Here is a 24041-nt window from a genome sequence, read left to right as displayed (position 1 = left end):
CACCAAATGATAGCGTTTTCATATTATTTCAAAAAAACATTTGAATAAATAGTAGAAAAAGATTCGGGGCCCCGAATCTTTTTCCGCTTATATTTAATTATTAAACAAGAACCTTCATAACATTACGTACAGATTCTACAGAGCGATCTAACGCTTCTCTTTCATCTGCAAGAAGTTCTAACTCAATAATTTTTTCAATTCCGTTACCACCTAGAATTACTGGTACCCCTAAGTAAAGGTCGCTATAACCATATTCACCTTCAAGGTACGCAATAGCTGGTAATACACGGCGTTGATCTTTTAAGATTGCTTCTGTCATTTCAACTAAAGAAGCAGCTGGTGCGTAATATGCACTACCGTTTCCTAATAAGCCTACAATCTCGCCGCCACCTTTACGGGTACGTTCTACGATTGCTTCTAAACGCTCTTTCGGAATTAACGTTTCTAACGGAATGCCACCTGCATAAGAATAACGTACAAGAGGTACCATATCGTCACCGTGTCCACCAAGAACAAATCCTGTAATGTCTTTCACAGAAAGATTTAATTCCTGTGCAATAAATGTACGGAAACGAGCTGTATCTAATACGCCCGATTGACCGATAACACGCTCTTTCGGGAATCCTGCTTCTTTAAATACAGAATATGTCATTGCATCAACTGGATTTGTTAACACAACAATAATCGCATTTGGTGAATGTTTTGCAATGTCGCGCGTAATACTTTTCATAATTTTAGAGTTTGTTGCTACTAAGTCATCACGGCTCATACCAGGCTTACGTGCAATACCTGCTGTAATAACGACAACGTCAGAATCAGCAGTATCTGCGTAATCAGATGTTCCAATAATGTTAGCATCAAAACCTTGTACTGGGCTCGCTTCTAACATATCTAACGCTTTCCCTTTTGTTGGATTTTCCAGTTGTGGAATGTCCACTAATACAACATCTGCAAGTTCTTTTTGTGCTAATAAGAATGCTGTTGTTGCTCCTGTAAATCCTGCACCGATGACTGAAACTTTCTTGCGTTTGATTGTCATAATTTACCCCCCGCTTTAATTATGCGTTTTTGATTATCGCTACATCCATGTTTTTAATAAGTTCATTAGCGAACTCAGAACATTTCACTTCTGTTGCACCTTCCATTAAGCGTGCGAAATCATAAGTTACTACTTTTGAAGCAATTGTTTTCTCAACTGAATCAGTTACTAATTTCGCAGCTTCGTTCCATCCTAAGTGCTCTAATAATAATACACCAGAAAGAAGAACTGAAGATGGGTTTACTTTGTCTAAACCTGCATATTTTGGAGCTGTACCATGTGTAGCTTCAAAGATAGCATGTCCAGTCACATAGTTAATGTTTGCACCAGGTGCAATACCAATTCCACCTACTTGTGCAGCAAGTGCATCAGAGATGTAGTCTCCGTTTAAGTTCATTGTTGCAACAACATCGAACTCACGTGGACGAGTTAAAATCTGTTGTAAGAAGATGTCTGCAATAGAATCTTTTACGATGATTTTCCCAGCCACTTCAGCGTCTGCCATCGCTTTATTCGCTGCATCTTTACCATCTTTCTCAACGATACGATCATATTCAGCCCAAGTAAATACTTTATCGCCGAATTCTTGTTCCGCTACTTCGTAACCCCAGTTTTTGAAAGCACCTTCTGTAAATTTCATAATGTTTCCTTTATGAACTAATGTAACAGAAGAACGTTTTTCGTTAATTGCATATTGAATTGCAGCACGAACAAGACGCTTTGTCCCTTCTTCTGAGATTGGTTTAATACCAATACCAGATGTTTCTGGGAAGCGGATTTTATTAACACCCATTGCTTCTTTTAAGAAAGCAAGGACTTTTTCTGCTTCCGGAGATCCTTGTGCATATTCAATTCCAGCATAAATGTCTTCTGTATTCTCACGGAAAATAACCATATCAGTATCTTCCGGACGTTTTACAGGTGAAGGAACACCATCAAAATAACGAACTGGACGTAGACATACATATAAATCTAATTCTTGACGAAGTGCTACGTTTAGAGAACGAATACCACCGCCAACTGGAGTTGTAAGTGGACCTTTAATCGCGATTAAATATTCACGGATTAAATTTAAAGTTTCTTCTGGTAACCACTCGCCTGTTTGGTTAAATGCTTTTTCCCCTGCAAGCACTTCTTTCCAAACGATTTTCTTCTCACCATCATAAGCTTTTTCAACTGCTGCTTCTAGTACACGAGATGCAGCTGCCCAAATATCAGGACCAATTCCATCTCCTTCGATAAATGGAATAATCGGATTGTTTGGTACATTCATAACACCATTAGTTACAGTAATTTTTTCACCTGTCGTCAATGTGATAACCCCCATGTTTGAAATTTCATATGTATGAAACTGAGGGAATAACCCCTCAGTTCAAACCGTTATTTAAATTAAAATATTCTAATCATTACGTCTTTCCGAAAAAATCAGACTTTTGAAAGCGTATTTTCACTATCAAAATAGTGTTTTTCGCTTATCGTTGTGCAATTGGAACGTACACTTGATGTGTTGGTCCATTATAATCAGCACGCGGACGGATTAAACGGTTGTTTTCATATTGTTCTAGAATATGAGCTAACCAGCCTGACATACGGCTAATTGCAAAAATAGGTGTAAATAAGTCATGGTCAATTCCTAAACAATGGTATACAGAAGCTGAATAGAAATCAACATTTGGTGGAAGACCTTTTTCTTTTGTTACAATGTCTTCAATTTTGATAGACATATTATACCATTTGTCTTCTCCTAAAAGCACGCATAATCTCTTAGACATTTCGCGTAAATGTTTTGCACGCGGATCACCCTGCTCATATACACGGTGGCCAAAGCCCATGATTTTCACTTTATTTTGAAGAGCATTATGAATATATGATTCTACATTTTCTTCTTCGCCAATTTCAGTTAGCATCTTCATTACATTTTCGTTTGCCCCGCCGTGAAGAGGACCTTTTAACGCACCGATTGCTGCTGTAATACCAGAATATACATCTGAAAGTGTAGCTACACAAACGCGTGCAGTAAATGTAGAAGCGTTTAACTCATGATCTGCGTGAAGTACAAGCGCCTTGTCAAAAGCTTCAATTTCAACTTCATTTGGCTCGCGATCATTTAACATGTACAAGAAGTTTGCAGCTAATGATAAATCGTTTCTAGGCTCAACAACATCTAAACCTTTACGAATTCTTGCATAAGCAGCAACTAAAGTTCCCACTTGAGCCTGCAATTTAACCGCTTTCAAATAATTGGAGTTTTCATCCATAATTTCAGCGCTCTCATCGTATAATGATAGCATGGAAATTGCAGTTCGTAAAACAGACATCGGATGTGCGATTTTTAAATCTACTTGTTTCAAATATGTTAAAATCTCACCTGGAACTTTATAGTATTCCGATACAATCTCTTTAAATTTCGCTAGTTCTTGTTCATTAGGAAGCTTGCGATGCCATAATAAGTACACTACTTCTTCAAATGTAGCATTCTCAGCTAAATCATCAATATTATACCCAACATAAGTTAATGTATCATCAATAATAGAGCTCACAGATGATGTTGTTGCTACTACCCCTTCTAAACCTCGAATAACAGTCATGACATTCTCTCCTTTTCCTGAAAATTCTCCCAACCTTGCTCCTTATATCTATTTGCTTCCCTTTTGAATTATGAACGCCCGTTCACTCTTTAGGCAAGCAAAATGCACGATCATGCAAATTTGTTGCGATGTTCCCCTCTTATTGTCCATTGTTTACATGGAAAGCATGAGCGTGAATGTCTCCCCGAATCCTCACGCTCAAAACAACAAGTTAGTGAGGAAAATTAATCCCGAAGAGTTTTATGATAAAAACAACATAAAACAATATCATTATAAAATTGTTTTATGTTGTTTTTATTTTATCTGGTGTAAAGTCTCTGCTGTTATGTAACTTTTCAAAGTTTCTAATCCTATTATAAACAATTATCTGACTTTTGTGAACAGAAAGAATTCAAAAATTTTATATTACTATAAAATTCCTTATTTAAACATCTGTATAATACTCATAACTGCATAGGCAATTCCAGCCCCAATTAATGGACCTACAGCAACTCCATTAAATAAAGCAACCGCTATAATTGTCCCGAAAACGAGCGCAGTTGTAATATGAGGATCCGTCGTCAATAATTGTACGCCGCCTTTCGCTAACAAAGCAACCGCTACCCCTGAAGCTAAAGCAATCCATGCATAATACGATTTCGCCGCTTCTCCAAGTTGTTTAAAACCTATTTCCCCCGTTGCAATCGGTACGAGTACTGCTATTGTAATAACCGTTACACCGAGGTTAATCCCTTTCGTTTGTAGATAAGGAAAGACTTTATCTCCTAGAAACGTAAATTTCAATAAAAATAACACACCAATAGCTACAGTAAGCGATTGGTTTTTAGCAACAAGTCCTATAATAAGTAGTATGAATAAAAATAACGTTGACTGACTAATCATGTTTGCACTTCCTTTCTGAAAATAATGAACTCATTTCCAAACAAAAATACCTTTAAACCTATCGTTATACATGCTATATCGATGTATATTCAACAATAACCACTTCATTTTTTCTGTATTTTAAAATGCTAAACTGAGACTTTCATCATCAAAAATTTAAGCCTATATACATTTTTGAAAACGATTGTCTCTCCTTTCTTTTCTAATAAGAAACAGGTAAAATAAAAAGAAGAGAAAATGAAGTTTTTACCATATAGTAGAAGCATCAACACCAAGCTTTTACAGTCACTCATGTACTGAAAAAGCAGGAAAAATCCATCATTCCACTATAACATAAAGTGAAACTTTAATCAGTGCCGCACACTCGTTATAAGTTGAACGAATTAGGATAATCCAAATTGGAATGGGAGGTATACATCTTTGAACCGAAACTTACTATATATGATATTGCGACTCATATTTGTCATTGTAGCAACGGTAGCGGGGTTCTATGCATTACTATATATGTCAGGACTTATCTATCCTTTTATTATCGCTTTCGCATTTGCTTATTTGATTAATCCCGTCGTCAATTTCCTTAATCAAAAACTACAATTTCCTCGCGCACTAGCAGTACTCGTTAGCTTAATTCTCGTATTCGGAGCTATCGTCGGACTCGTTACATATCTTGTAACGGAAGCAATATCGGCCACAACATACTTACTACAACTTGTTACAGTAAAGTTCCCGGATATCGTTAAATTCGCAGAGCAATTTGCACTTAATCATATTATGCCTCTCTATGATGATTTAATTTCTAAATTTAATCATCTTGGGGAACCACAGCGCTATACGATTACACAAAACATTCAAAACTTAGGAACCGAAGCAACGACGCAAATGAAAGAACTTTTAACTGCTATTATAAGCGGGTTAACAAATTTCATTAGTGCATTACCAACCACTTTAACTGTCCTTGTATTCGTTTTATTAGCCACTTTCTTCATTAGTTACGATTGGCATCGTCTTGCTCAGAAAGTAAGAAAATTTTTGCCCAATCGTGTTCATGGCTATGGAAAAACTATTTTTGTCGACTTAAGAAAAGCTTTATTTGGTTTTGTTAAAGCGCAACTTACACTCGTATCTATGACAACTGTTATTGTACTAATCGGACTTTTAATATTACGCGTACCATACGCCATTACTATCGCGATTATTACAGGGGTTGTAGATTTACTCCCGTATTTAGGAACAGGTGCCGTCTTCGTTCCTTGGGTTATATACGTATTTTTCACTGGCGATACTGCTTTCGCCATCGGTCTTCTCATCTTATACATCGTCGTGATTGTCCAAAGACAAATTATGGAGCCTAAAGTACTTTCATCTAATATCGGCCTCGATCCATTAGCAACACTGATCGCTCTATTTGTCGGCTTTAAGCTTTTTGGCTTTTTAGGATTAATCATCGGTCCAGTCATCTTAGTACTACTTAATACATTGCACAAAGCTCGTGTATTCCATGATTTGTGGAAATATATTAAAGGCTCACCTTCAAAATAATAGTTTCTAATTCATATACAACAAAAAACTTATATGTAATCAGTGGGAATTTCCCACTGATTATTCCTTATACTTGTTTTTCACACTCATTACATACAACAAGAGAATTTCCCACAAAAAGGATAATACTCTTGTTTTTTTGCATAGAAAACGCATATCCCGAGGTATTTTTACATATTTATTCTATTATTTTTATAATTATTACTTACATTTATTACTTTTTATGTAAATGAATAAATATGCAAAATGGTATAAAATAAGACTTAAACTAACATTTTTCCTGTTCGTATCTAACTTTTCCATACCAATTGATTCTTTTTATATACAAAAACCAGCTTGAGTCCATATGAATTTCCCTACAACACATTCATTAAGAACTACCTCCATATCCAATCGAAAAATACATAGCAAATATAATAAGGTAAAACTATGATCAGTAAAGATTTTGTCCACCACCGATTATTAACTTTCACCAACCGGACTTGTATGAACAGTCTGATTTCCACTTAACTCCTTCGCATTCACCACATTTTAAGGCATGATACAGCAAAACTTTAATCAATAGAACTTCATCCATCTCTCATCCTTTTGCGGGCAAAAAAATAGTGCTTAGATCGCTATAATCTAAGCACTATTTCTGCACAATAATAGTAGAACTCTTTCTAAACTTCCATTCCATCCACTTCATAACAAATGGCTTCAACAAAGCCCTCGTCATAGGGATAACGAAGATCAAACCTATTATATCCGTTACGTATCCAGGAAGTACCAAAAGAATACCTCCTACAAAGATAAAAATACCATCCAGTACCGCTCCTCCTGGCATTTCTCCTCTATTCAACTTAGATTGAATCTCTCTAAGCACTTTAAATCCTTGTCTTTTCGCCAAATAGACACCTACAACACCCGTAAATACAATCATAGCGAACGTAGACCATAAACCTATTACATGACTCGATCCAATTAAGACTGTAATCTCAATCGCCGGTATTAAAATAAACAAGAATAGTAACCACTTCATAGTTCTACGCTCCTCTCACTCATCACTTTAAACGAACCCAGAGCGCCCGTATACGCTACACAGAAACTAAACACCTTTCCCTATTGAACCTCGTAACAAACGGCTTTTAAACGTAATTCCAGGCGTTTCAAGCTGATTCCACCTCATTTTTGTGTAAAAAAAAGAGAAGGACTCCGATCCTTCTCTTCGTATTACTTATAGCACTTCCGCATGTCCATTATAAACAATTCCGCGTGCTGCATCAACTGTTACTTCTTGGCCATTTTTTAAAGTTGCTGTTACGCCGTTTACACCAACGATAACAGGAATACCGATTGATACACCTACAACAGCCGCATGGCTTGTTAGACCGCCTTCTTCTACAACTAGAGCAGCAGCTTTTTCGATTGCAGGAATCATATCTTTATCAGTGCTTGTTGTAACAAGGATATCACCTTTGTTTACGTTCGCTACAGCTTCAGCAGCTGTTTTCGCTACAACTACTTTACCTTTTGCAGCTTTACGACCGATTCCTTGTCCTTTCGCAACTTCTTCACCAACAACATGGATTTTCATTAAGTTTGTTGTACCAGTTTCAGCAACTGGAACACCAGCAGTGATTACTACAGTGTCTCCAAGTCCAATTAGACCTGCATCCATACCTGTTTGAATTGCAGTATCTAACATTTCGTCAGTAGACGCTGCACGTTTTCCAGCCATAAATGCTTGTACACCCCAAACAAGTGCAAGACGACGTCCTACTTGCTCGTCAGATGTTACAGCTACGATTGGAGATTTCGGACGGTATTTAGATATCATTTTCGCAGTATGTCCACTTTCTGTTGGAGCTACGATTGCAGCTACATCAAGAGCAAGTGCTGTATGCGCAACAGATTGGCTAATTGCATCTGTAATTGTTGGAGTGAACTCTTTAATACGTTTTTTGAACATATCTTCATATTGTAATGATTTTTCAACACGTACTGCAATGTTAGCCATCATTGTTACTGCTTCTACTGGGTATTGACCAGCAGCTGTTTCACCTGAAAGCATGATTGCATCTGTACCATCGAAGATTGCGTTAGCTACGTCACTTGCTTCCGCACGAGTTGGACGTGGGTTACGTTGCATAGAATCTAACATTTGTGTTGCAGTAATAACCGGTTTACCTAACACGTTACATTTTTTGATTAGACGTTTTTGTACTAATGGTACTTCTTCTGGTGGAATTTCTACACCCATATCACCACGAGCTACCATTAAACCGTCAGAAACTTCTAAGATTGAATCGATGTTATCGATACCCTCTTGGTTTTCGATTTTCGGTACGATTTGGATGTATTGAGCGTTATGCCCTTCTAATAATTCACGGATTTCTAATACGTCAGATGCTTTACGTACGAATGAAGCTGCGATGAAATCAACTTTTTGCTCGATACCGAAAACGATATCTTTTACGTCTTTTTCAGTGATACCAGGAAGCTTAATGCTTACGTTTGGTACGTTAACACCTTTTTTATTTTTTACAGTTCCGCTGTTTAAAACTTTTGTACGGATGTTTCCGTCAGCTTTTTCGATTACTTCTAGTTCTATAAGACCGTCATCGATTAGAATACGAGAACCTGGGTCTACATCGTCATAAAGACCAGCATAAGATACAGAGAACTTCTCTGCAGTACCTAATACTTGCTCAGTAGAAAGAACTACTTCCGCACCTGTTACAAGCTCAGCTTGTCCGTCTACGAAGTCGTGAGTACGGATTTCTGGACCTTTTGTATCAAGTAAGATACCAACTGTTTTACCAGTTTTCTTTGAAGCTTCACGAATGTTTTTAATACGAGCGCCGTGCTCTTCATGGCTACCATGAGAGAAGTTTAAACGAGCAACGTTCATACCCGCTTCGATTAATTGTTCTAATTTCTCAATACTTTCACTAGCAGGACCTATAGTACATACAATTTTAGTTTTACGCATATTGCACCTCCGAAAATTATGAAACCGTTCCCAAATATCCGACATTAAGCCGATTAGATGGATAATTCTTTAGATAATTGATACATATCTTTATCGATTGTATGCTTTTGAGCTAACGCTTCGATAATATCATGATCAACAAGTTTATTATCTTGAATACCTACACAACGTCCACCTCTACCAGCAATTAATAATTCAACTGCTCTTGCGCCAAGACGACTTGCTAATACACGGTCTTGTGCACTTGGTGATCCACCACGTTGTACGTGACCTAATACAGTTACACGAGTATCAAAGTTTGTTGCTTCTTCAATGTGCTTACCGATTTCAATTGCACTTCCAACACCTTCAGCCACAATGATAATACTGTGTTTTTTACCACGTTCACTACCACGCTTCAGACGAGCAATAACATCTTCCATGTCATACTCTTCTTCTGGAATTAAGATTGTTTCGGCACCATCAGCTAAACCAGCCCATAATGCGATATCTCCAGCATGACGTCCCATTACTTCGATAACATATGTACGTTCATGAGATGTAGCTGTGTCACGAATTTTATCAATTGCATCAATAACAGTATTTAAAGCTGTATCGAAACCAATTGTGAAGTCTGTCCCAGGAATATCATTGTCGATTGTACCTGGTACACCAACACATGGGAATCCTTGTTCAGTTAATTTTTTAGCACCTTGGTAAGAGCCATCTCCACCAATAACAACAAGTCCTTCGATACCGTGTTTCTTTAATTGCTCGATACCTTTTAGTCGTACTTCTGGATCTTTAAACTCAGGACATCTTGCTGTATATAATTTCGTACCACCACGGTGGATAATATCGCCAACAGAACCAAGTTCTAATTTTTCAATATGACCAGAAATTAAACCCGCGTATCCATGGTAAATACCATATACTTCAATATCATGGAAAATCGCTTTACGAACAACTGCACGAATGGCAGCATTCATACCAGGTGAATCTCCACCACTTGTTAATACACCAATACGTTTCATTTGTACTCACCTCATAAAGATTATTTGCCTTATAATAAAATAACACGAAAAAATATAAAAACACAATGGAGAAGATGTGTCTTTTCATAATAAAAACGTGCATTCGCGAAGAGGAACGCACGCTTTTATTATTTTATCCCAATGGAAGCGTTTGAAAACGAAACTTGCCCAATTTTCATATATTTTTCATAACGTTTTTCGATTAATTCATCTTTCGAAATTCCGCTTAATTGTTCAAAAGTTTTCTTAAGCATTAAATCTATATTTTCTGATTGTTTTAAAATATTACGATGCGCTCCACCTTTTGCCTCTGGAATAATTTCGTCAATTACACCTAATTCTTTCAAATCTAATGCTGTAATTTTCATCGCTTCTGCAGCTTCTTTTGCTTTACCAGCGTCTTTCCAAAGAATTGCCGCCGCACCCTCTGGTGTAATAACAGAATACGTGGAATTTTCCAGCATATGAATGTAATCTCCTACTCCAAGACCTAACGCACCACCACTACCACCTTCACCGATAACAATACAAATAACAGGTACCGTTAAACCCGCCATTTCAAATAAATTACGGGCAATCGCCTCACTTTGTCCACGTTCTTCAGCTGCTTTACCAGGATAAGCTCCCTTCGTATCGATGAAACAAATAATAGGACGATTAAACTTTTCCGCTTGTTTCATTAGACGCAGTGCTTTTCGATATCCTTCTGGATGAGGCATCCCAAAATTACGACGAATATTTTCTTTCGTATCTTTTCCGCGTTGGTGCCCAATTACAGTTACAGGCATCCCCTCATATTTCGCAATGCCGCCGACAATCGCTGCATCGTCGCCAAATAGGCGATCTCCATGACATTCAAAAAAATTAGTAAATAAGTGCTCAATATAATCGAGCGTTGTCGGTCGTTCTGCATGACGAGCAATTTGAACACGGTCCCATACTTTCATATTGCCGTATATATCTTCCTCTAATTTTTCTAGCTTGTCTTCCAAAATACGAATCTCCTCACTGAAGTCCATCTGGCTGTTTTTCGTATAGTCTTTCAGTTCACGAATCTTATTTCTTAGCTCAACAACTGGTTTCTCAAATTCTAGCTCTGCCATACAGCCATTTCCCCTCCTTGATGAACTTCTAAAATCTTACGGAGCGATTCTCTCATATCATCACGATGCACAACCGCATCTAATTGACCGTGCTCTAATAAAAATTCTGCCGTCTGGAAATCTTCCGGTAGTTTTTCACGCACTGTTTGTTCAATTACACGTCTACCAGCAAATCCGATAAGTGCACCTGGCTCTGCAAGATTGTAATCACCAAGTGAAGCGAAACTCGCTGAAACCCCGCCCGTCGTTGGGTGAGTCATAACAGAAATAAATAACCCTCCTGCATTACTATGCTTTTTCAAAGCTACGCTTGTTTTTGCCATTTGCATTAAACTTAATATCCCTTCTTGCATACGAGCACCACCCGACGCAGTAAAGATAATAAATGGAACTTGTAAGTCGTATGCTTTTTCAACTGCACGGGCAATTTTCTCTCCTACAACAGAGCCCATGCTGCCCATTCGAAAACGAGAATCCATTACTGCAACAACAACAAGCATGTCATCAATTGTTCCTTCACCAGTTACAACCGCTTCGTTCAATTTAGTCTTCTTACGATCGCTCTCTAGTTTCTCTTCGTATCCTGGAAACTCGAGTGGATTTAATGAAACCATTTCTTTGTCATACTCACGGAATGACCCTTCATCCAATATACTATCAAGACGTTCCCATGCATTCATAGGATGATGATATCCACAATTCACACATACTTTTAAATTTTTTAGAAGCTCTTTCGTATACATGATTTTTTTACATTTCGGACATTTTGTCATAACGCCATCCGGTACATCTTTTCGTACTTGTTCTGAAGGTATTGCAGCGTACTTTTTCTTTTTCACGAATAAATCTCTTAGCACAATTTGACCCCCTTCGTTGAGAGCTAAGGTTAGCGCAAGAAGAAAATTGGGCTAACACCAAAGTTTGATGTTAGCCTTATCTTCTCAATCTGTCTAATAACCTCACTCTTTACGTTTAACTTTAACCGCTACGCGATAGAATGTTTGTCATAACGTGTCATGGTCATTTCGACAAATTTTATACATTACGAGTGAAACTGTATATTCTCTACTAATTCATCGTAAATTTTTAGTGCATCATTTTCTTGTTTTTCTTCCAAAGTAGCATAAAGCTTTCTATACATATCGATAGAATCTCCTGAAACTTCACAAGAAAGAGTTGATACGTAATCATTTACGATCATCCAAATGCGATATAGTAAATAATTATCGACTTGTTCAATGAGTGTTTTAAAGAACGTTTGATGAAGCATTGGAATCGAGTTTTCATTTTCTTCAAGCACTTGATTTAATTTTCTTAGCACTTTAGAAAACGTTTCTTTCGGCAAATTACATACAATTCGAATCATATCTTTCTCAAGCAATCGTTTTGTTTGTAATAAATCACGAATTGTTTTCTCATCTTGCAGCAAGAACGGCGCAATCAATTGTACAAGACCGTTATCGTAAAAGTTTCGAATAAACGTCCCTTCACCACGTCTCGTTTCAATCAATCCTACCAGTTCTAAAGCACGCAATGCTTCTCTTACAGAGGAACGCCCTACGTTTAAACGTGAACTTAACTCACGCTCAGACGGCAAACGATCCCCCGCCACCAATCCATCTTCTTCCATAATGGAACGGATTTTTTTTACAATTTCGAGATATACTTTTGTATTTGATGATGTCAATGGAAATTCCTCGCTTATTCTTTACCAATCAGCGCTAATTGTTTTGTTTTCTCAGCAATCTCATTTGGATCTACTTGACGGCGAGCTACTCCTGTCTCCATTGCAGCTTTCGCAACGTAAGCTGCCACTTGAGGCGCTACACGCGCGTCAAACGGTGCCGGAATGATATAGTCTGCATTCAACTCATCTTCTGCTACAAGCTCAGCAATAGCCTGTACAGCTGCCATCTTCATTTCTTCGTTAATTTGTGTCGCATGTACGTCAAGTGCACCACGGAAAATACCAGGGAACGCTAGTACATTATTTACTTGGTTCGCGAAGTCAGAACGACCCGTTCCAACAACAGCTGCGCCCGCTGCTTTTGCCAATTCTGGCATAATTTCTGGAACTGGATTCGCCATTGCAAAAATAATTGCATCGTCATTCATTGTACGAACCATCTCTTCTGTTAATGCACCTTCTGCAGATACACCAATGAATACGTCCGCACCTTGTACAACGTCAGCTAAAGAACCTTCAATACGATTCTTATTTGTATATTTTGCAACTTCATCCTTCACCGGATTCATACCTGTAGGACGACCATCATAGATTGCGCCTTTACGGTCACACATAATAATGTCGCGTACACCATAGCGATATAAAAGTTTAATAATTGCAATACCTGCTGCACCTGCGCCATTTGCGACAACTTTAATGTCAGACATTTTCTTTCCAACTAATTTTAGCGCGTTCACAAGACCTGCTACTGTTACGATAGCTGTTCCGTGTTGATCATCATGGAAGATAGGAATATTTGTTTCTTTTTTCAAACGTTCTTCAATAATGAAGCAGTTTGGTGCTGCGATATCCTCTAAGTTAACGCCGCCAAAAGTTGGCTCCATTAATTTTACAGTTTCAACAATTTTATCTACATCGTTTGTATTTAAGGCAATTGGGAATGCATCTACACCAGCAAAGCTCTTGAATAATACAGCTTTACCTTCCATTACTGGAAGAGATGCTTCAGGTCCAATGTTACCAAGACCAAGTACAGCCGTTCCATCTGTCACAACTGCTACCATATTTCCCTTCATCGTATATTCATATACCTTACTTTTATCGTCATAAATTTCCTTACAAGGTTCTGCAACCCCTGGAGAATATGCAAGACTTAAATCTTTTGCATTTTCTACTTTTACTTTTGATACAGTTTCTAATTTTCCTTGATGCACTTTATGCATGTGAAGTGCTTCTTCACGAAGTGTTGACAAACTATCCACTCTCCTCAAATTATTCTAGCTGATATCAATTTCTCCAAGTGGTCTGACCACGAACACTACTACTATAATAATCGAAGTGTAGGGAAATTGTCCATTATATTTTCACAACTACATTTTCTTCCCCGACAATTTCACGAAGTGCTCCTAAACATTCTTCACTTGGATGAATCGATAAACTTCGAGACAATTGTACCATTTTATGTTCCTTTTCATAATAAATTAGTACTTTCGCAAAACCTGAATAGTCAAACAATATTTTAGTAACCTGATTTAAAAGCTTTTTCTCATACTGAGACGACAATTTCACGTAAACAGATGCATCTTTCTTTTCTTCATACACATCCATTTCTTCTAACGGATATAGTCCATTTACAATCCATTGCAACTTATGATTTCTAAGCTCAATCATGCCGTCAACTAAAACAATTGCTCCTTCTTGTAACTTATCTGAGAAATGTATATATGTTTCAGGGAAAAGAACTGCTTCCATTTCATCGTTTTGATCACAAAATGTAATAAACGCCATCTTTTGCAACTTTTTCGTACGAATCACTCTCACGCTTGTTATATACACGATAGCCCTTTGTACTTTTTTCTTATGTCGCATTGCCTGAGCGAGTGATGGAATTTCTAATTCTTTCGCTAACTTCACATACTGCGCTGTCGGATAGCTTGATAAATAAAAACCTAGTGCTTCCTTCTCTTTATTTAACTGTTCAATAAAAGAGAGCTCTTCTCCTTGCACGTATTTTGACTTTGGAACAGCATCTCCTAAATCACGTGCAAGATTTGCGTACTCTAACGCTCCTTTAAGGCTTTTCCATAAATTTGTTCTCGAAACACCAAAATCGTCAAAACACCCAGACCAGACGAACGCCTCTAAATTTCGCTCTGTTACAAACTTTGATGGCATGCGAAGACAAAATTCAAATAAATCTTCAAATACTTTTTTCTCTCGTTCTTCGAGTAATGCTGTCACTGTAGCCATTCCGATGTTTCGAATTGAAAGTAAGCTGTAACGTATCGCATTACCTTCTATTTGGAAATTGTAACCACTTCTCTGAAGAGACGGCGGCAAAACGTGAAAACCTTTCCGCTTCGTTTCTCGTATATACTGCACAATCTTATCTTCATTTCCAATTGCACTTGATAATAATGCTGTCATAAATTCCAGCGTATAATTCGCTTTTAAGTAAGCAAGCTGATATCCAATCATACTGTAGGCTACAGCGTGACTTCGGTTAAAACCGTAATTCGCAAATCTTACAATTAAATCGTAAATTTTCTCTGCGGATGTCTCGTCATAACCATTTTGTAAACAGCCTTGTACAAAATGCTTACGCTCCTGATCTAAAATATCACGATTTTTTTTACTCACTGCTCGGCGTAATAAATCTGCTTCTCCGAGCGAGAATCCCGCCAACTTCGACGCAATTTGCATAATTTGTTCTTGGTATACAATTACACCGTATGTTCTTTCTAAAATTGGCTTTAAATCCGGATGTAAATATTCAATTTTTCTTTTTCCGTGCTTTGATTCAATAAAGGTTGGAATTTGTTCCATTGGTCCTGGTCTATATAACGAGTTAACAGCGACAATATCTTCAAATTCATTCGGTTTTAACCCGCGAAGTACATTTCGCATACCACCTGATTCAAGCTGGAATACACCTGTTGTATCCCCTCTACCCAACAATTGGAACGTCTTTTCATCTTGAAGTGGTAAATTTCTTAAATCAATTTGTGTCCCCGTCTTTTTCACGATAAACTTTATAATATTTTCAAGTAACGTTAAATTACGTAATCCTAAAAAATCCATCTTTAACAAACCAAGTTCTTCTAATGCATCAGCTGGGTATTGCGTAACATACACATCGTTATGCCCTTCTTGTATTGCAACACTTCCGGTTAACGGCTCTTGGCTCATAATAACGCCAGCTGCATGAATAGACGTATGACGTGGTAAGCCTTCTACACGTTTTGCAATTTCAAACACACGCTCATGTAACAGATTCCCTTGTATAAACTCACGGAGTGATTGCGATTCCTCATATGCATCTTTTAACGTTATACCAAGCTTTGATGGGATAAGTTTTGAGAATATGTCAATGTCTCGCGGCGGAAGCCCCATTACACGCGCAATATCTCTAATCGCCGCTTTCGCTGCAAGCGTCCCGAACGTTACAATTTGTGCAACACGCAGCTGACCATATTTATCTTTCACATATCGAATCATCTCATCACGTCTTATATCTGGAAAATCGATATCAATATCTGGAAGTGTCACACGTTCAGGATTTAAAAATCTTTCAAATAATAGATCGTATTCAATCGGATCAATATCTGTAATTTCTAATACGTAAGAAACGAGTGAGCCGGCTGCCGATCCACGTCCTGGTCCTGTTAAAATATGATTTTCATGCGCATACTTCATAAAATCCCACACGATGAGGAAATAATCACTAAACCCCATACTAGAAATAACGTTTAATTCATGATTCAAACGCTTTATATGTACTTCTTTCGGGGTACCATATCGTTTCTGCAAGCCTTCTTCACAAACGCGGCGTAAATACATATCATTCGTCTCGTTAGCTGGAACAGGAAATTTCGGTAATTGATTTATATGAAACGGTATTTCTACTCTGCAACGTTCTGCAATTTCTACTGTGTTATAAATCGCTTCTTCTACGTGAGAAAATAGTGCTTCCATTTCATCTGATGATTTTAAATAATATTGATCAGTTTTCAACCTTGGTCTATCTGGATCAGTCATTTTCGTTCCACTTTCAACAGATAATAAGCACTCATGAACAAGTGCGTCACTTTGATTGATGTAGCGTACATCGTTTGTTGCAACGACTGGAACATTTATCCTACTCATAAATGCAGGTAATTTCTCTTGCAGGAGCAGTTCATCTTGAATCGCATGATGCTGCAAACTCATATAAAAATTGTCGAACATACTTTGATACATGCAAGCTACTTCTTCAGCTTGACTCTCTTTGTCTTCTAATAATAATTGTTCAATTTCCCCATCTTTACCTGGTGAAATAGCAATTAATCCTTTCGCATAATGGGCAAGCCACTTTTTCGGAATACCTTCTTTTGACTTCGTCATAATGCTACTAGAAATCTTTAATAAATTTTGATAGCCCATTTCATTTTCAGCAAGTAAAACAAGCGGATAAGATTTTTCCTCTTCTTCACTAAAAATAGAAGCTGTTAAGCCGATAATAGGCTGTATACCATGTTTCTTACATGCTTTATAAAACGGAATAACGCCATACATAACATTTTCGTCCGTAATAGCGAGTGACGAGAAACCAAGTTCTTTCGCCCTGACTACAAGCTCATCAATTTTACAAGCGCTTTTTAATAAACTAAAAACGGTTTGACATTGTAAATGCACAAACTTCACTGTTGTACCCTCTCTTTACCAATCTGACTACTTTTATTATAGGTGATGAGGAAAGCGGAAATCAAAACATACTTCTTATACTTTGTCCATATATATGAAGAAGAAAGGGGAATGACGATGGATGTAAGAGAACATACTTTTTTCTCTCTGCTTATTATTAGTTATTTTATTGCCTTTGGGGTTATACTTGGTGGTTCATTAATTGGTGGATTTGGTGCATTTCTTATCGGAAAACCAACTCTAACTTACATTAATCAATTCGCCCAAAATTTAAGAATTTGGGCACTCGTTGCAGCAATTGGCGGAACATTTGATACTTTTTATAGCTTTGAAAGAAGTTTCTTTGGCGGAGATATGAAAGATATTGTAAAACAAATTCTCCTTATTTTTTTCGCAACGGGTGGTATGCAAACAGGTCTTACTATTATTAAATGGCTAACGCAGGAACATGTATGAGAGTACCAAGTGCCAATACAACAAAAAAATGGTATTTAGTTTTAGCTGGTGCTGCTGTTGGAGGCGTGTTGAGCTGGTTTGTTTTTTTGTACATATACGGTGTTTTTCAAGAAGAACAAGCTAGCAAAATAGCAGAGCAACGAGAAATTATAGAAAAACAAGAAGCAAAGCTCCACGTCCTTCTCGAAGATCAAGAAAAATTGAATACAGAAAATAAACGGCTCTTAACTATTCAAGAGATTAAAATAAAACTTATAAATCGAGAAAAATACGATTTAGACAACCTTACACTCGAAAATATGACTACGTCTATCCATAATGACCTACAACATCTTTTAACGAAAAACATTCAAAGTATAGCAAAAAATAAAGACCTACTCAAAAAGGTAATCGAAAACAAAACGTACAAACATTACGATCGGCTATACCGTTTCAAAGTCGATACGATATCTTTTGATACAGTGCTTGAAATTAGCATTACGATAGAGAAAGAAAAATAAAGAAGGAGGGCTTTAGCGCCGCTCCTTCTTTTCGTTCTCATATATAATCTCTTATCTACACAACTCACGTAAATCAGCAAAAAGACGATCCGCTTCTTCCCAAGAAGATGCTTTTGCACCAGAAGCCATCGGATGCCCTCCGCCATTATATTGCATTGCTAATTTATTTATCACTGGTCCTTTTGAACGAAGACGAACACGAATCACATCGTCTTCCTCTAAAAATAGAACCCACGACTTTAATCCATCAATATTACCAAGTGCTCCAACAACACCGGATGCCTCAGAAGGAAGTACATCAAACTTTTCTAACACTTCTTTCGTTAATTTAATGTAAGCTGCTCCTTCTTCTACCATCGTAAAGTTTTGTAAAATATAGCCGTTTAAACGAGCAATCTTTTCTTTCGTCTTATACATTTCATTATATAAATCTGTGAAATTCACATCCATATCAACAAGCTCACTTACATAACGAAGTGTTTTCGCTGTTGTATTCGGGAATAAGAAACGACCTGTATCCCCAACAATACCCGCTAAAATAAGACGAGCTGCTTCTTTCGTTATCTGTAATCCTTTATCTTTTCCATAACTGTAAAACTCATAAATCATTTCACTTGTAGAACTTGCTGTCGTATCTACCCACGTAATATCTCCGTACGGATCTTCATTCGGATGATGATCAATTTTAATTAACATCTTCCCTTTTGCATAGCGTTGATCGTCAACACGTTCTTGGTTCGCAGTATCACATACGATAACAAGTGCATTTTCATATACACTATCTTCAATATCATCCATTACTCGTAAATATTCTAGTGAAGGTTCATTGTACCCAACCGTATAAATATTTTTCTCTGGAAACGATTCTTGTAGAATTGTACCAAGACCTCCCTGTGAACCTAATGCATCTGGATCTGGACGCACATGACGATGAATAATAATTGTATCAAACTCTTTAATTGCTCTTAAAATTTGCTCATGCATATGTATAATCTCCTTTTTACTCAACTTCTTCACTTTATCTTTCATTATAACGGAAAGTATTTCATACATGCGAACAATTGCTTTATAATAAAAGTTAGAAAGTTTAGACATTTCTTTTTCCCCACTACTATTTTTCATAAAACGATGGGAGTGTGCATTATGCCAGTATTAGTCTTCTGTATTATCGTCTCATTTATGTTGTATCTCTTCTACAAAACAAAATACTTTCGTACAAACCGCCCAATGGAGAAAGGTTGGCTCTCTGGAAAATCCGCAATGGCACTCGGTTCATTCGTCTTATTCTTCGGGATAAACCAATTCTTTTTAGAACTTTCAACCGCTCGTATTATCGTTGGTGTTTTATTTGTTCTATTTGGTAGTGCAAGTGTATTTAATGGATTTCGCCAATACAAACATTTCTTACCATTAGCAGTTGAAGAAGCTGAATCTTATGAAGCAACATAAAAAAAGCATCAATATTGTGATGCTTTTTTACGTCCTCTAACTTTTAAAATCATATATGCAACAAAAGCAGAAGGGATATTGAATGGGTTGCCTTGCACATGAAGGTGTAATTGTTCTTCCCCAAAAGACATTTTTTCATATAGCTCGCGCTGAGATAATCCTGTTTTTTTCTTTTTTTCATGTAAACCTTGTAAGTATAAATATTGAATCGGTATCATCACGAGGAAGTAAAATAGTGCGACACTACCAAAAAAGAGTACTGTTGATGACATAATGCATACCACCTTCCAGAAATCCATTTTCTTACAATCCAATTATAACATAGTCTAGAATCTAAATGAATTAATATTCTGTTTTTTTCATCAAGCAATTGTCTCTCCGCATAATTCCTCTTCCGCATACTGAATATATCGGCCAATAAAAGCACCAGGATCTTTTCTAATAGGTTCAATATCAAGCCTTAATGGTATTTTTCCAACCATATAAAAGATTCTTGAAGCAGTCCCAAGTCGAATAGCTGTTTCCGAAATATTTTCCCCATATCCCATCATGAAATTCCCCCATACAACTTCTAACTGTCCCGAAGCAATTAAATGTAATCTCGGAACACCAATATCAAACTCTTTATACCCAAATCCACATTCATCAAAATCAAGTAAATACCAATCCTCTTTGTCTACAAGAACATTACCAAAATGCATATCACCGTGAACAAATTGTTTTTCTCCTAGTTGAGTTGAATTTGCGAGTTCTTGTATTCTTTCTGCAATTCTTATGCATTTATGCTTATCCGCATGCGATAGAAATGAAGCATTTAGTAATCGTTGTAAAGGCTCGTGGATTATCTTTTGCTCACTATATATAGGCCTTTCATAACCTCTCCAAGTTTGCGGCACTCTTTTGAGCACTTCATTTGTTTTTTCATGAAACTTTCGCATTAATGATCCGAGTTTTTCATAGTCCCTATCCCTTGGTTCTAAAATTTCACTTCCGTTTATAAACCTAAAGACAACAAAATACTGGATATTTCCTTCATCTTTCATAATAGGTGTGATCAAATCACCACTTTTATTGACTAACAACCAATTTTCTATCCGTACTCATACATATCCTTCTATTTTTTCACTTCTCTATCCGAACTCTTACGTAACTTAAACAATAGCTTCAAAATCCAATAAAACAAAATAAAGTTAAAGAAAAAACCTAATGGATTAAACCAACATTCCCACCCACCATAATAAACAAACGTTTCAGCTGGTACACCAAAGTAAAAAAAATCCGGCTCATTTTCTCCTGATATAGGAATCAAGGCACCTATACTAGCAAGAGTCAAACTTACAAAATACAACCTCTTTTTAATAGCATTCATTCTTCTATGCGTTACAACATGAATAATGATGAAACATACGACCACTAAAAAGAAAATGATTCCGCCCATTCACTTCCTCCTTATCGCTATGCCATTTCCGCATCTTCGAATTTTTCAGTATTTTTATTATACATATGAAATGATACGCTATTTATTTTTGTTTCTATCCTTTTAAATAAAAAAATGGAACAAACCAAAGCGGCTTGCTCCATCTTTTTATTTATCAATCAACTGCACCATAAGTAGCGCTTTTCCGACAACATTACCTTCATGATGCACTTCTACATCAACCTTACCAAATTTACGTCCAATTTCTAATACTTTCGGATGAACCGATACAACATTGTCAATTTGAACTGGTTTTACGAAATAAATTGTTAAGTTCTCAACAATTAAATCACTCTTCTTTTGCGCACGAATAACGCGATTCGTTGCTTCCGTCACAATTGTTGTGAATACACCGTAAGATAACGTTCCGATTGAATTCGTCATTTGCGGCGTCACTGAAAATTGATATAAATGTTCATTTTTCGCTTCTTTCGGCGTCATAAATTGATTCGTTACAATATCATCGATTGTTTCGCCGACTTGTGGTTGACGCTGAATCATTTGCAGCGCCTGAAGTACATCTTGACGACTAATAATTCCTTGCAGTTTATTTCCTTCATCAACAACTGGAAGTAACTCAATACCTTCCCACACCATCATACGTGCTGCAGCTGCGACAGACATTTTACCGTTTACCGTAATTGGATGCTTTGTCATCACTTTATCAATTGGTGTTTCTTTCACGACACCAATCATATCTTTTGAAGTTACGATACCTAACACCTTTTTATTTTCATCAACAATTGGATAACGTCCATGCATCGTTTCTTCATTGTACGCATGCCATTGCTGCACTGTATCATTCGGCTTTAAATATAACGTCTCTTCAATTGGCGTTAAAATATCTTCAACGAGGACAATTTCTTTCTTAATAAGCTGATCGTAAATTGCACGGTTAATTAACGTCGCAACTGTAAATGTATCGTAACTACTTGAAATAATCGGCAGTTTTAATTCGTCTGCTAATTTCTTCACATGATCTTCCGTATCAAATCCGCCCGTAATTAATACCGCAGCTCCGGCTTCTAACGCTAATTGATGTGCGTTCGTACGGTTACCGATAATAAGTAAGTTTCCAGCTTCTGTATAGCGCATCATCGCTTCTAATTTCATTGCCCCGATTACGAATTTATTTAACGTTTTATGTAGGCCCTCTCTGCCCCCAAGTACTTGACCATCGACAATGTTAACGACTTCTGCATATGTCAGCTTTTCAATATTCTCTTTCTTCTTTTGTTCAATTCGAATTGTTCCGACACGTTCAATCGTACTAACATATCCTTTATTTTCTGCATCTTTAATTGCACGGTAAGCTGTCCCTTCACTTACACTCAAATCTTTCGCAATTTGCCTTACAGAAATTTTATGCCCTACTGGCAGGCCATTAATATGTTCTAAAATTTGGTTATGCTTGGTAGCCAAATGGTTTCACCATACTTTCTTTTCCCTAAATTCTTCATGTGTTGTATTTTCAGTATACTATATTTTCAAAACTGTTACACTCTCTCTTTATATGTCTGTACTATTTTTTTTATAACAAAATACGCCTTACATTACACTACTTTTTCTATTACAACAATGTAATGGTATTGTCATCTCGTTCGATAGTTTGTCCAGCCGCTTCAATATACAATGAAGACAAGAAATGAAACAAAGGAGCGGATATATGATGAAAAAATTATTAGAAGTTGTAGGTGCTGTATTTTTAGCTTTCATAGATGGAAAAAAAGTTGCAATGGAATTGAATGAAACACCTGAACAGCCACTTCCAAAAAGAAAAAAATCATCAAAACAAGTACAACCTTTAAAAGCTGTCCTACACACGTAAAAAACCCTTCACTTGTCTTTTCAAATGAAGGGTTTCTTTTCTATAGTGTAATACTTTCTCCAGCTTCTAATACTTTTCCTGTACAATTTTGTAGCTTTTCTACAAATTGATATGGGTCTTGTTCAATTACTGGGAACGTATTGTAATGCATCGGTACAACAGTTTTCGCCTGAGTCCATTTCGCTGCTAAAATAGCATCTTCTGGCCCCATTGTGAAATTATCACCAATTGGTAAAAATGCTATATCAATGTTATTCAGTTCCCCTATTAATTTCATATCAGAGAATAGAGCGGTATCTCCCGCATGGTATACAGTTTTCTCTTCTGCTGTAAATAAAATACCTGCTGGCATACCTGTATATGTAATCGTCTTATTTTCTTCATCAATATAACTAGAACCGTGGAATGCTTGTGTAAACTTCACTTTTCCGAAGTCAAATTCATGCGAACCACCAATATGCATCGGATGTGTATTTACACCTTGCCAACTTAAAAATGTCGCTAGTTCAAATGGTGCCACAACAACTGCATTATTTTTCTTCGCAAGCTCTACTGTATCTCCAACATGATCACCATGTCCATGCGATAAAAGAATTGCATCTACTTTGACATCTTCAGCCTTTAAATCCGTTGTCGGATTTCCAGTTAAAAATGGGTCAATTAAAATCACTTTTCCATTCGTTTCAATCTTTACAACTGAATGCCCGTGATAAGATACTTTCATTACTACATTCCTCCCCTATTCACATTCTCATTTTTTATTCTACATGATTTTTCAATTCCCTGTCTTTTCTAACATCTATTTACTTGTCATAACGCTTTC

General features: G+C 36.9%; 22 protein-coding genes and 1 pseudogene. 5 read left to right on the top strand and 18 right to left on the bottom strand.

The genetic code is table 11. From position 1 onward, the window contains the following. Positions 1 to 100 precede the first annotated feature (100 nt). The 4 genes from mdh to QCI46_RS04415 form a co-directional block, all read right to left on the bottom strand. Positions 101 to 1039 carry a malate dehydrogenase gene (gene mdh, locus QCI46_RS04430; protein WP_000153234.1) on the bottom strand — a complete coding sequence of 313 codons (939 nt, stop codon included), beginning with the start codon at positions 1037 to 1039 and terminating at the stop codon, positions 101 to 103. 19 nt (positions 1040 to 1058) lie between these two features. Continuing rightward, the gene (gene icd, locus QCI46_RS04425; protein WP_000206896.1) at positions 1059 to 2351 is read right to left on the bottom strand and encodes an NADP-dependent isocitrate dehydrogenase; all 1293 of its coding nucleotides are present in this window, start codon (positions 2349 to 2351) and stop codon (positions 1059 to 1061) included. A 160-nt stretch (positions 2352 to 2511) separates the two neighbouring features. After that, entirely contained in the window at positions 2512 to 3660 is a 1149-nt protein-coding gene (citZ, locus tag QCI46_RS04420; RefSeq protein WP_000503659.1) for a citrate synthase, read from the bottom strand. Positions 3661 to 4047: 387 nt separating this feature from the next. Then, entirely contained in the window at positions 4048 to 4509 is a 462-nt protein-coding gene (locus QCI46_RS04415; RefSeq protein ID WP_000625511.1) for a DUF441 domain-containing protein, read from the bottom strand. A gap of 420 nt (positions 4510 to 4929) precedes the next feature. On the opposite strand from QCI46_RS04415, the gene ytvI reads away from it, so the two are divergent. Beyond that, the gene (gene ytvI, locus QCI46_RS04410; protein ID WP_001081380.1) at positions 4930 to 6048 is read left to right on the top strand and encodes a sporulation integral membrane protein YtvI; all 1119 of its coding nucleotides are present in this window, start codon (positions 4930 to 4932) and stop codon (positions 6046 to 6048) included. Between the two features lie 631 nt (positions 6049 to 6679). Here ytvI and QCI46_RS04405 read toward each other — a convergent pair. The 8 genes from QCI46_RS04405 to dnaE form a co-directional block, all read right to left on the bottom strand. After that, on the bottom strand, positions 6680 to 7069 hold the full coding sequence (locus QCI46_RS04405) for an FxsA family protein (RefSeq protein ID WP_048544357.1): 390 nt from the start codon (positions 7067 to 7069) through the stop codon (positions 6680 to 6682). Between the two features lie 195 nt (positions 7070 to 7264). Next, positions 7265 to 9022, bottom strand: a complete 1758-nt coding sequence (gene pyk / locus QCI46_RS04400) for a pyruvate kinase (protein ID WP_001232679.1) — start codon at positions 9020 to 9022, stop codon at positions 7265 to 7267. 53 nt (positions 9023 to 9075) lie between these two features. Further along, positions 9076 to 10035, bottom strand: coding sequence for a 6-phosphofructokinase (pfkA, locus tag QCI46_RS04395; RefSeq protein WP_353839683.1), 960 nt, complete (start codon positions 10033 to 10035; stop codon positions 9076 to 9078). A 128-nt stretch (positions 10036 to 10163) separates the two neighbouring features. Further along, positions 10164 to 11138, bottom strand: coding sequence for an acetyl-CoA carboxylase carboxyl transferase subunit alpha (accA, locus tag QCI46_RS04390; protein WP_353839682.1), 975 nt, complete (start codon positions 11136 to 11138; stop codon positions 10164 to 10166). Then, complete coding sequence (gene accD, locus QCI46_RS04385; RefSeq protein WP_000942866.1) at positions 11126 to 11995, bottom strand: acetyl-CoA carboxylase, carboxyltransferase subunit beta; 870 nt, start codon at positions 11993 to 11995, stop codon at positions 11126 to 11128. The genes accA and accD overlap by 13 nt, the downstream gene beginning before the upstream one ends. A 185-nt stretch (positions 11996 to 12180) precedes the next feature. Further along, positions 12181 to 12825 carry a FadR/GntR family transcriptional regulator gene (locus tag QCI46_RS04380; protein WP_000204434.1) on the bottom strand — a complete coding sequence of 215 codons (645 nt, stop codon included), beginning with the start codon at positions 12823 to 12825 and terminating at the stop codon, positions 12181 to 12183. A 14-nt stretch (positions 12826 to 12839) separates the two neighbouring features. Continuing rightward, entirely contained in the window at positions 12840 to 14048 is a 1209-nt protein-coding gene (ystJ, locus tag QCI46_RS04375; RefSeq protein ID WP_161796084.1) for an NADP-dependent malic enzyme, read from the bottom strand. A 133-nt stretch (positions 14049 to 14181) separates the two neighbouring features. Further along, entirely contained in the window at positions 14182 to 17508 is a 3327-nt protein-coding gene (dnaE, locus tag QCI46_RS04370; protein ID WP_353839681.1) for a DNA polymerase III subunit alpha, read from the bottom strand. 42 nt (positions 17509 to 17550) lie between these two features. Here dnaE and ytrH point away from each other — a divergent pair, with 42 nt between their 5' ends. After that, complete coding sequence (ytrH, locus tag QCI46_RS04365) at positions 17551 to 17964, top strand: sporulation membrane protein YtrH (protein ID WP_073516695.1); 414 nt, start codon at positions 17551 to 17553, stop codon at positions 17962 to 17964. Then, positions 17961 to 18464 (top strand): sporulation membrane protein YtrI, encoded by a 504-nt coding sequence (gene ytrI / locus QCI46_RS04360; RefSeq protein WP_353839680.1) that lies wholly within the window; start codon positions 17961 to 17963, stop codon positions 18462 to 18464. The genes ytrH and ytrI overlap by 4 nt, the downstream gene beginning before the upstream one ends. A gap of 51 nt (positions 18465 to 18515) precedes the next feature. Here the strand turns inward: ytrI and QCI46_RS04355 are convergent, their stop codons facing one another. Next, positions 18516 to 19448 (bottom strand): DHH family phosphoesterase, encoded by a 933-nt coding sequence (locus QCI46_RS04355; RefSeq protein ID WP_353841833.1) that lies wholly within the window; start codon positions 19446 to 19448, stop codon positions 18516 to 18518. A gap of 159 nt (positions 19449 to 19607) precedes the next feature. Here QCI46_RS04355 and QCI46_RS04350 point away from each other — a divergent pair, with 159 nt between their 5' ends. Beyond that, positions 19608 to 19913 carry a YtpI family protein gene (locus tag QCI46_RS04350; RefSeq protein WP_098668042.1) on the top strand — a complete coding sequence of 102 codons (306 nt, stop codon included), beginning with the start codon at positions 19608 to 19610 and terminating at the stop codon, positions 19911 to 19913. A gap of 8 nt (positions 19914 to 19921) precedes the next feature. Here the strand turns inward: QCI46_RS04350 and QCI46_RS04345 are convergent, their stop codons facing one another. From QCI46_RS04345 to QCI46_RS04330, 4 genes and pseudogenes are all read right to left on the bottom strand, one after another. Further along, positions 19922 to 20185 carry a DUF3949 domain-containing protein gene (locus QCI46_RS04345; RefSeq protein ID WP_353839679.1) on the bottom strand — a complete coding sequence of 88 codons (264 nt, stop codon included), beginning with the start codon at positions 20183 to 20185 and terminating at the stop codon, positions 19922 to 19924. Between the two features lie 90 nt (positions 20186 to 20275). Further along, positions 20276 to 20995, bottom strand: a pseudogene (locus QCI46_RS04340) (phosphotransferase enzyme family protein); the annotation flags it as partial. 32 nt (positions 20996 to 21027) lie between these two features. Further along, positions 21028 to 21351 (bottom strand): hypothetical protein, encoded by a 324-nt coding sequence (locus QCI46_RS04335; protein WP_353839678.1) that lies wholly within the window; start codon positions 21349 to 21351, stop codon positions 21028 to 21030. Positions 21352 to 21498: 147 nt separating this feature from the next. Continuing rightward, positions 21499 to 22812, bottom strand: a complete 1314-nt coding sequence (locus tag QCI46_RS04330) for a CBS domain-containing protein (protein WP_000201566.1) — start codon at positions 22810 to 22812, stop codon at positions 21499 to 21501. Between the two features lie 244 nt (positions 22813 to 23056). On the opposite strand from QCI46_RS04330, the gene QCI46_RS04325 reads away from it, so the two are divergent. Next, entirely contained in the window at positions 23057 to 23218 is a 162-nt protein-coding gene (locus QCI46_RS04325) for a hypothetical protein (RefSeq protein WP_353839676.1), read from the top strand. A gap of 40 nt (positions 23219 to 23258) precedes the next feature. Here the strand turns inward: QCI46_RS04325 and QCI46_RS04320 are convergent, their stop codons facing one another. Beyond that, positions 23259 to 23942: a metal-dependent hydrolase gene (locus QCI46_RS04320; RefSeq protein ID WP_353839675.1), complete on the bottom strand. Its 684-nt coding sequence runs from the start codon at positions 23940 to 23942 to the stop codon at positions 23259 to 23261. Positions 23943 to 24041: the final 99 nt, after the last annotated feature.

The sequence above is a fragment of the Bacillus cereus group sp. RP32 genome (assembly GCF_040459735.1).
GTDB classification, from domain to species: domain Bacteria; phylum Bacillota; class Bacilli; order Bacillales; family Bacillaceae_G; genus Bacillus_A; species Bacillus_A wiedmannii.
This window is presented reverse-complemented; position numbering and strand designations above follow the sequence as displayed.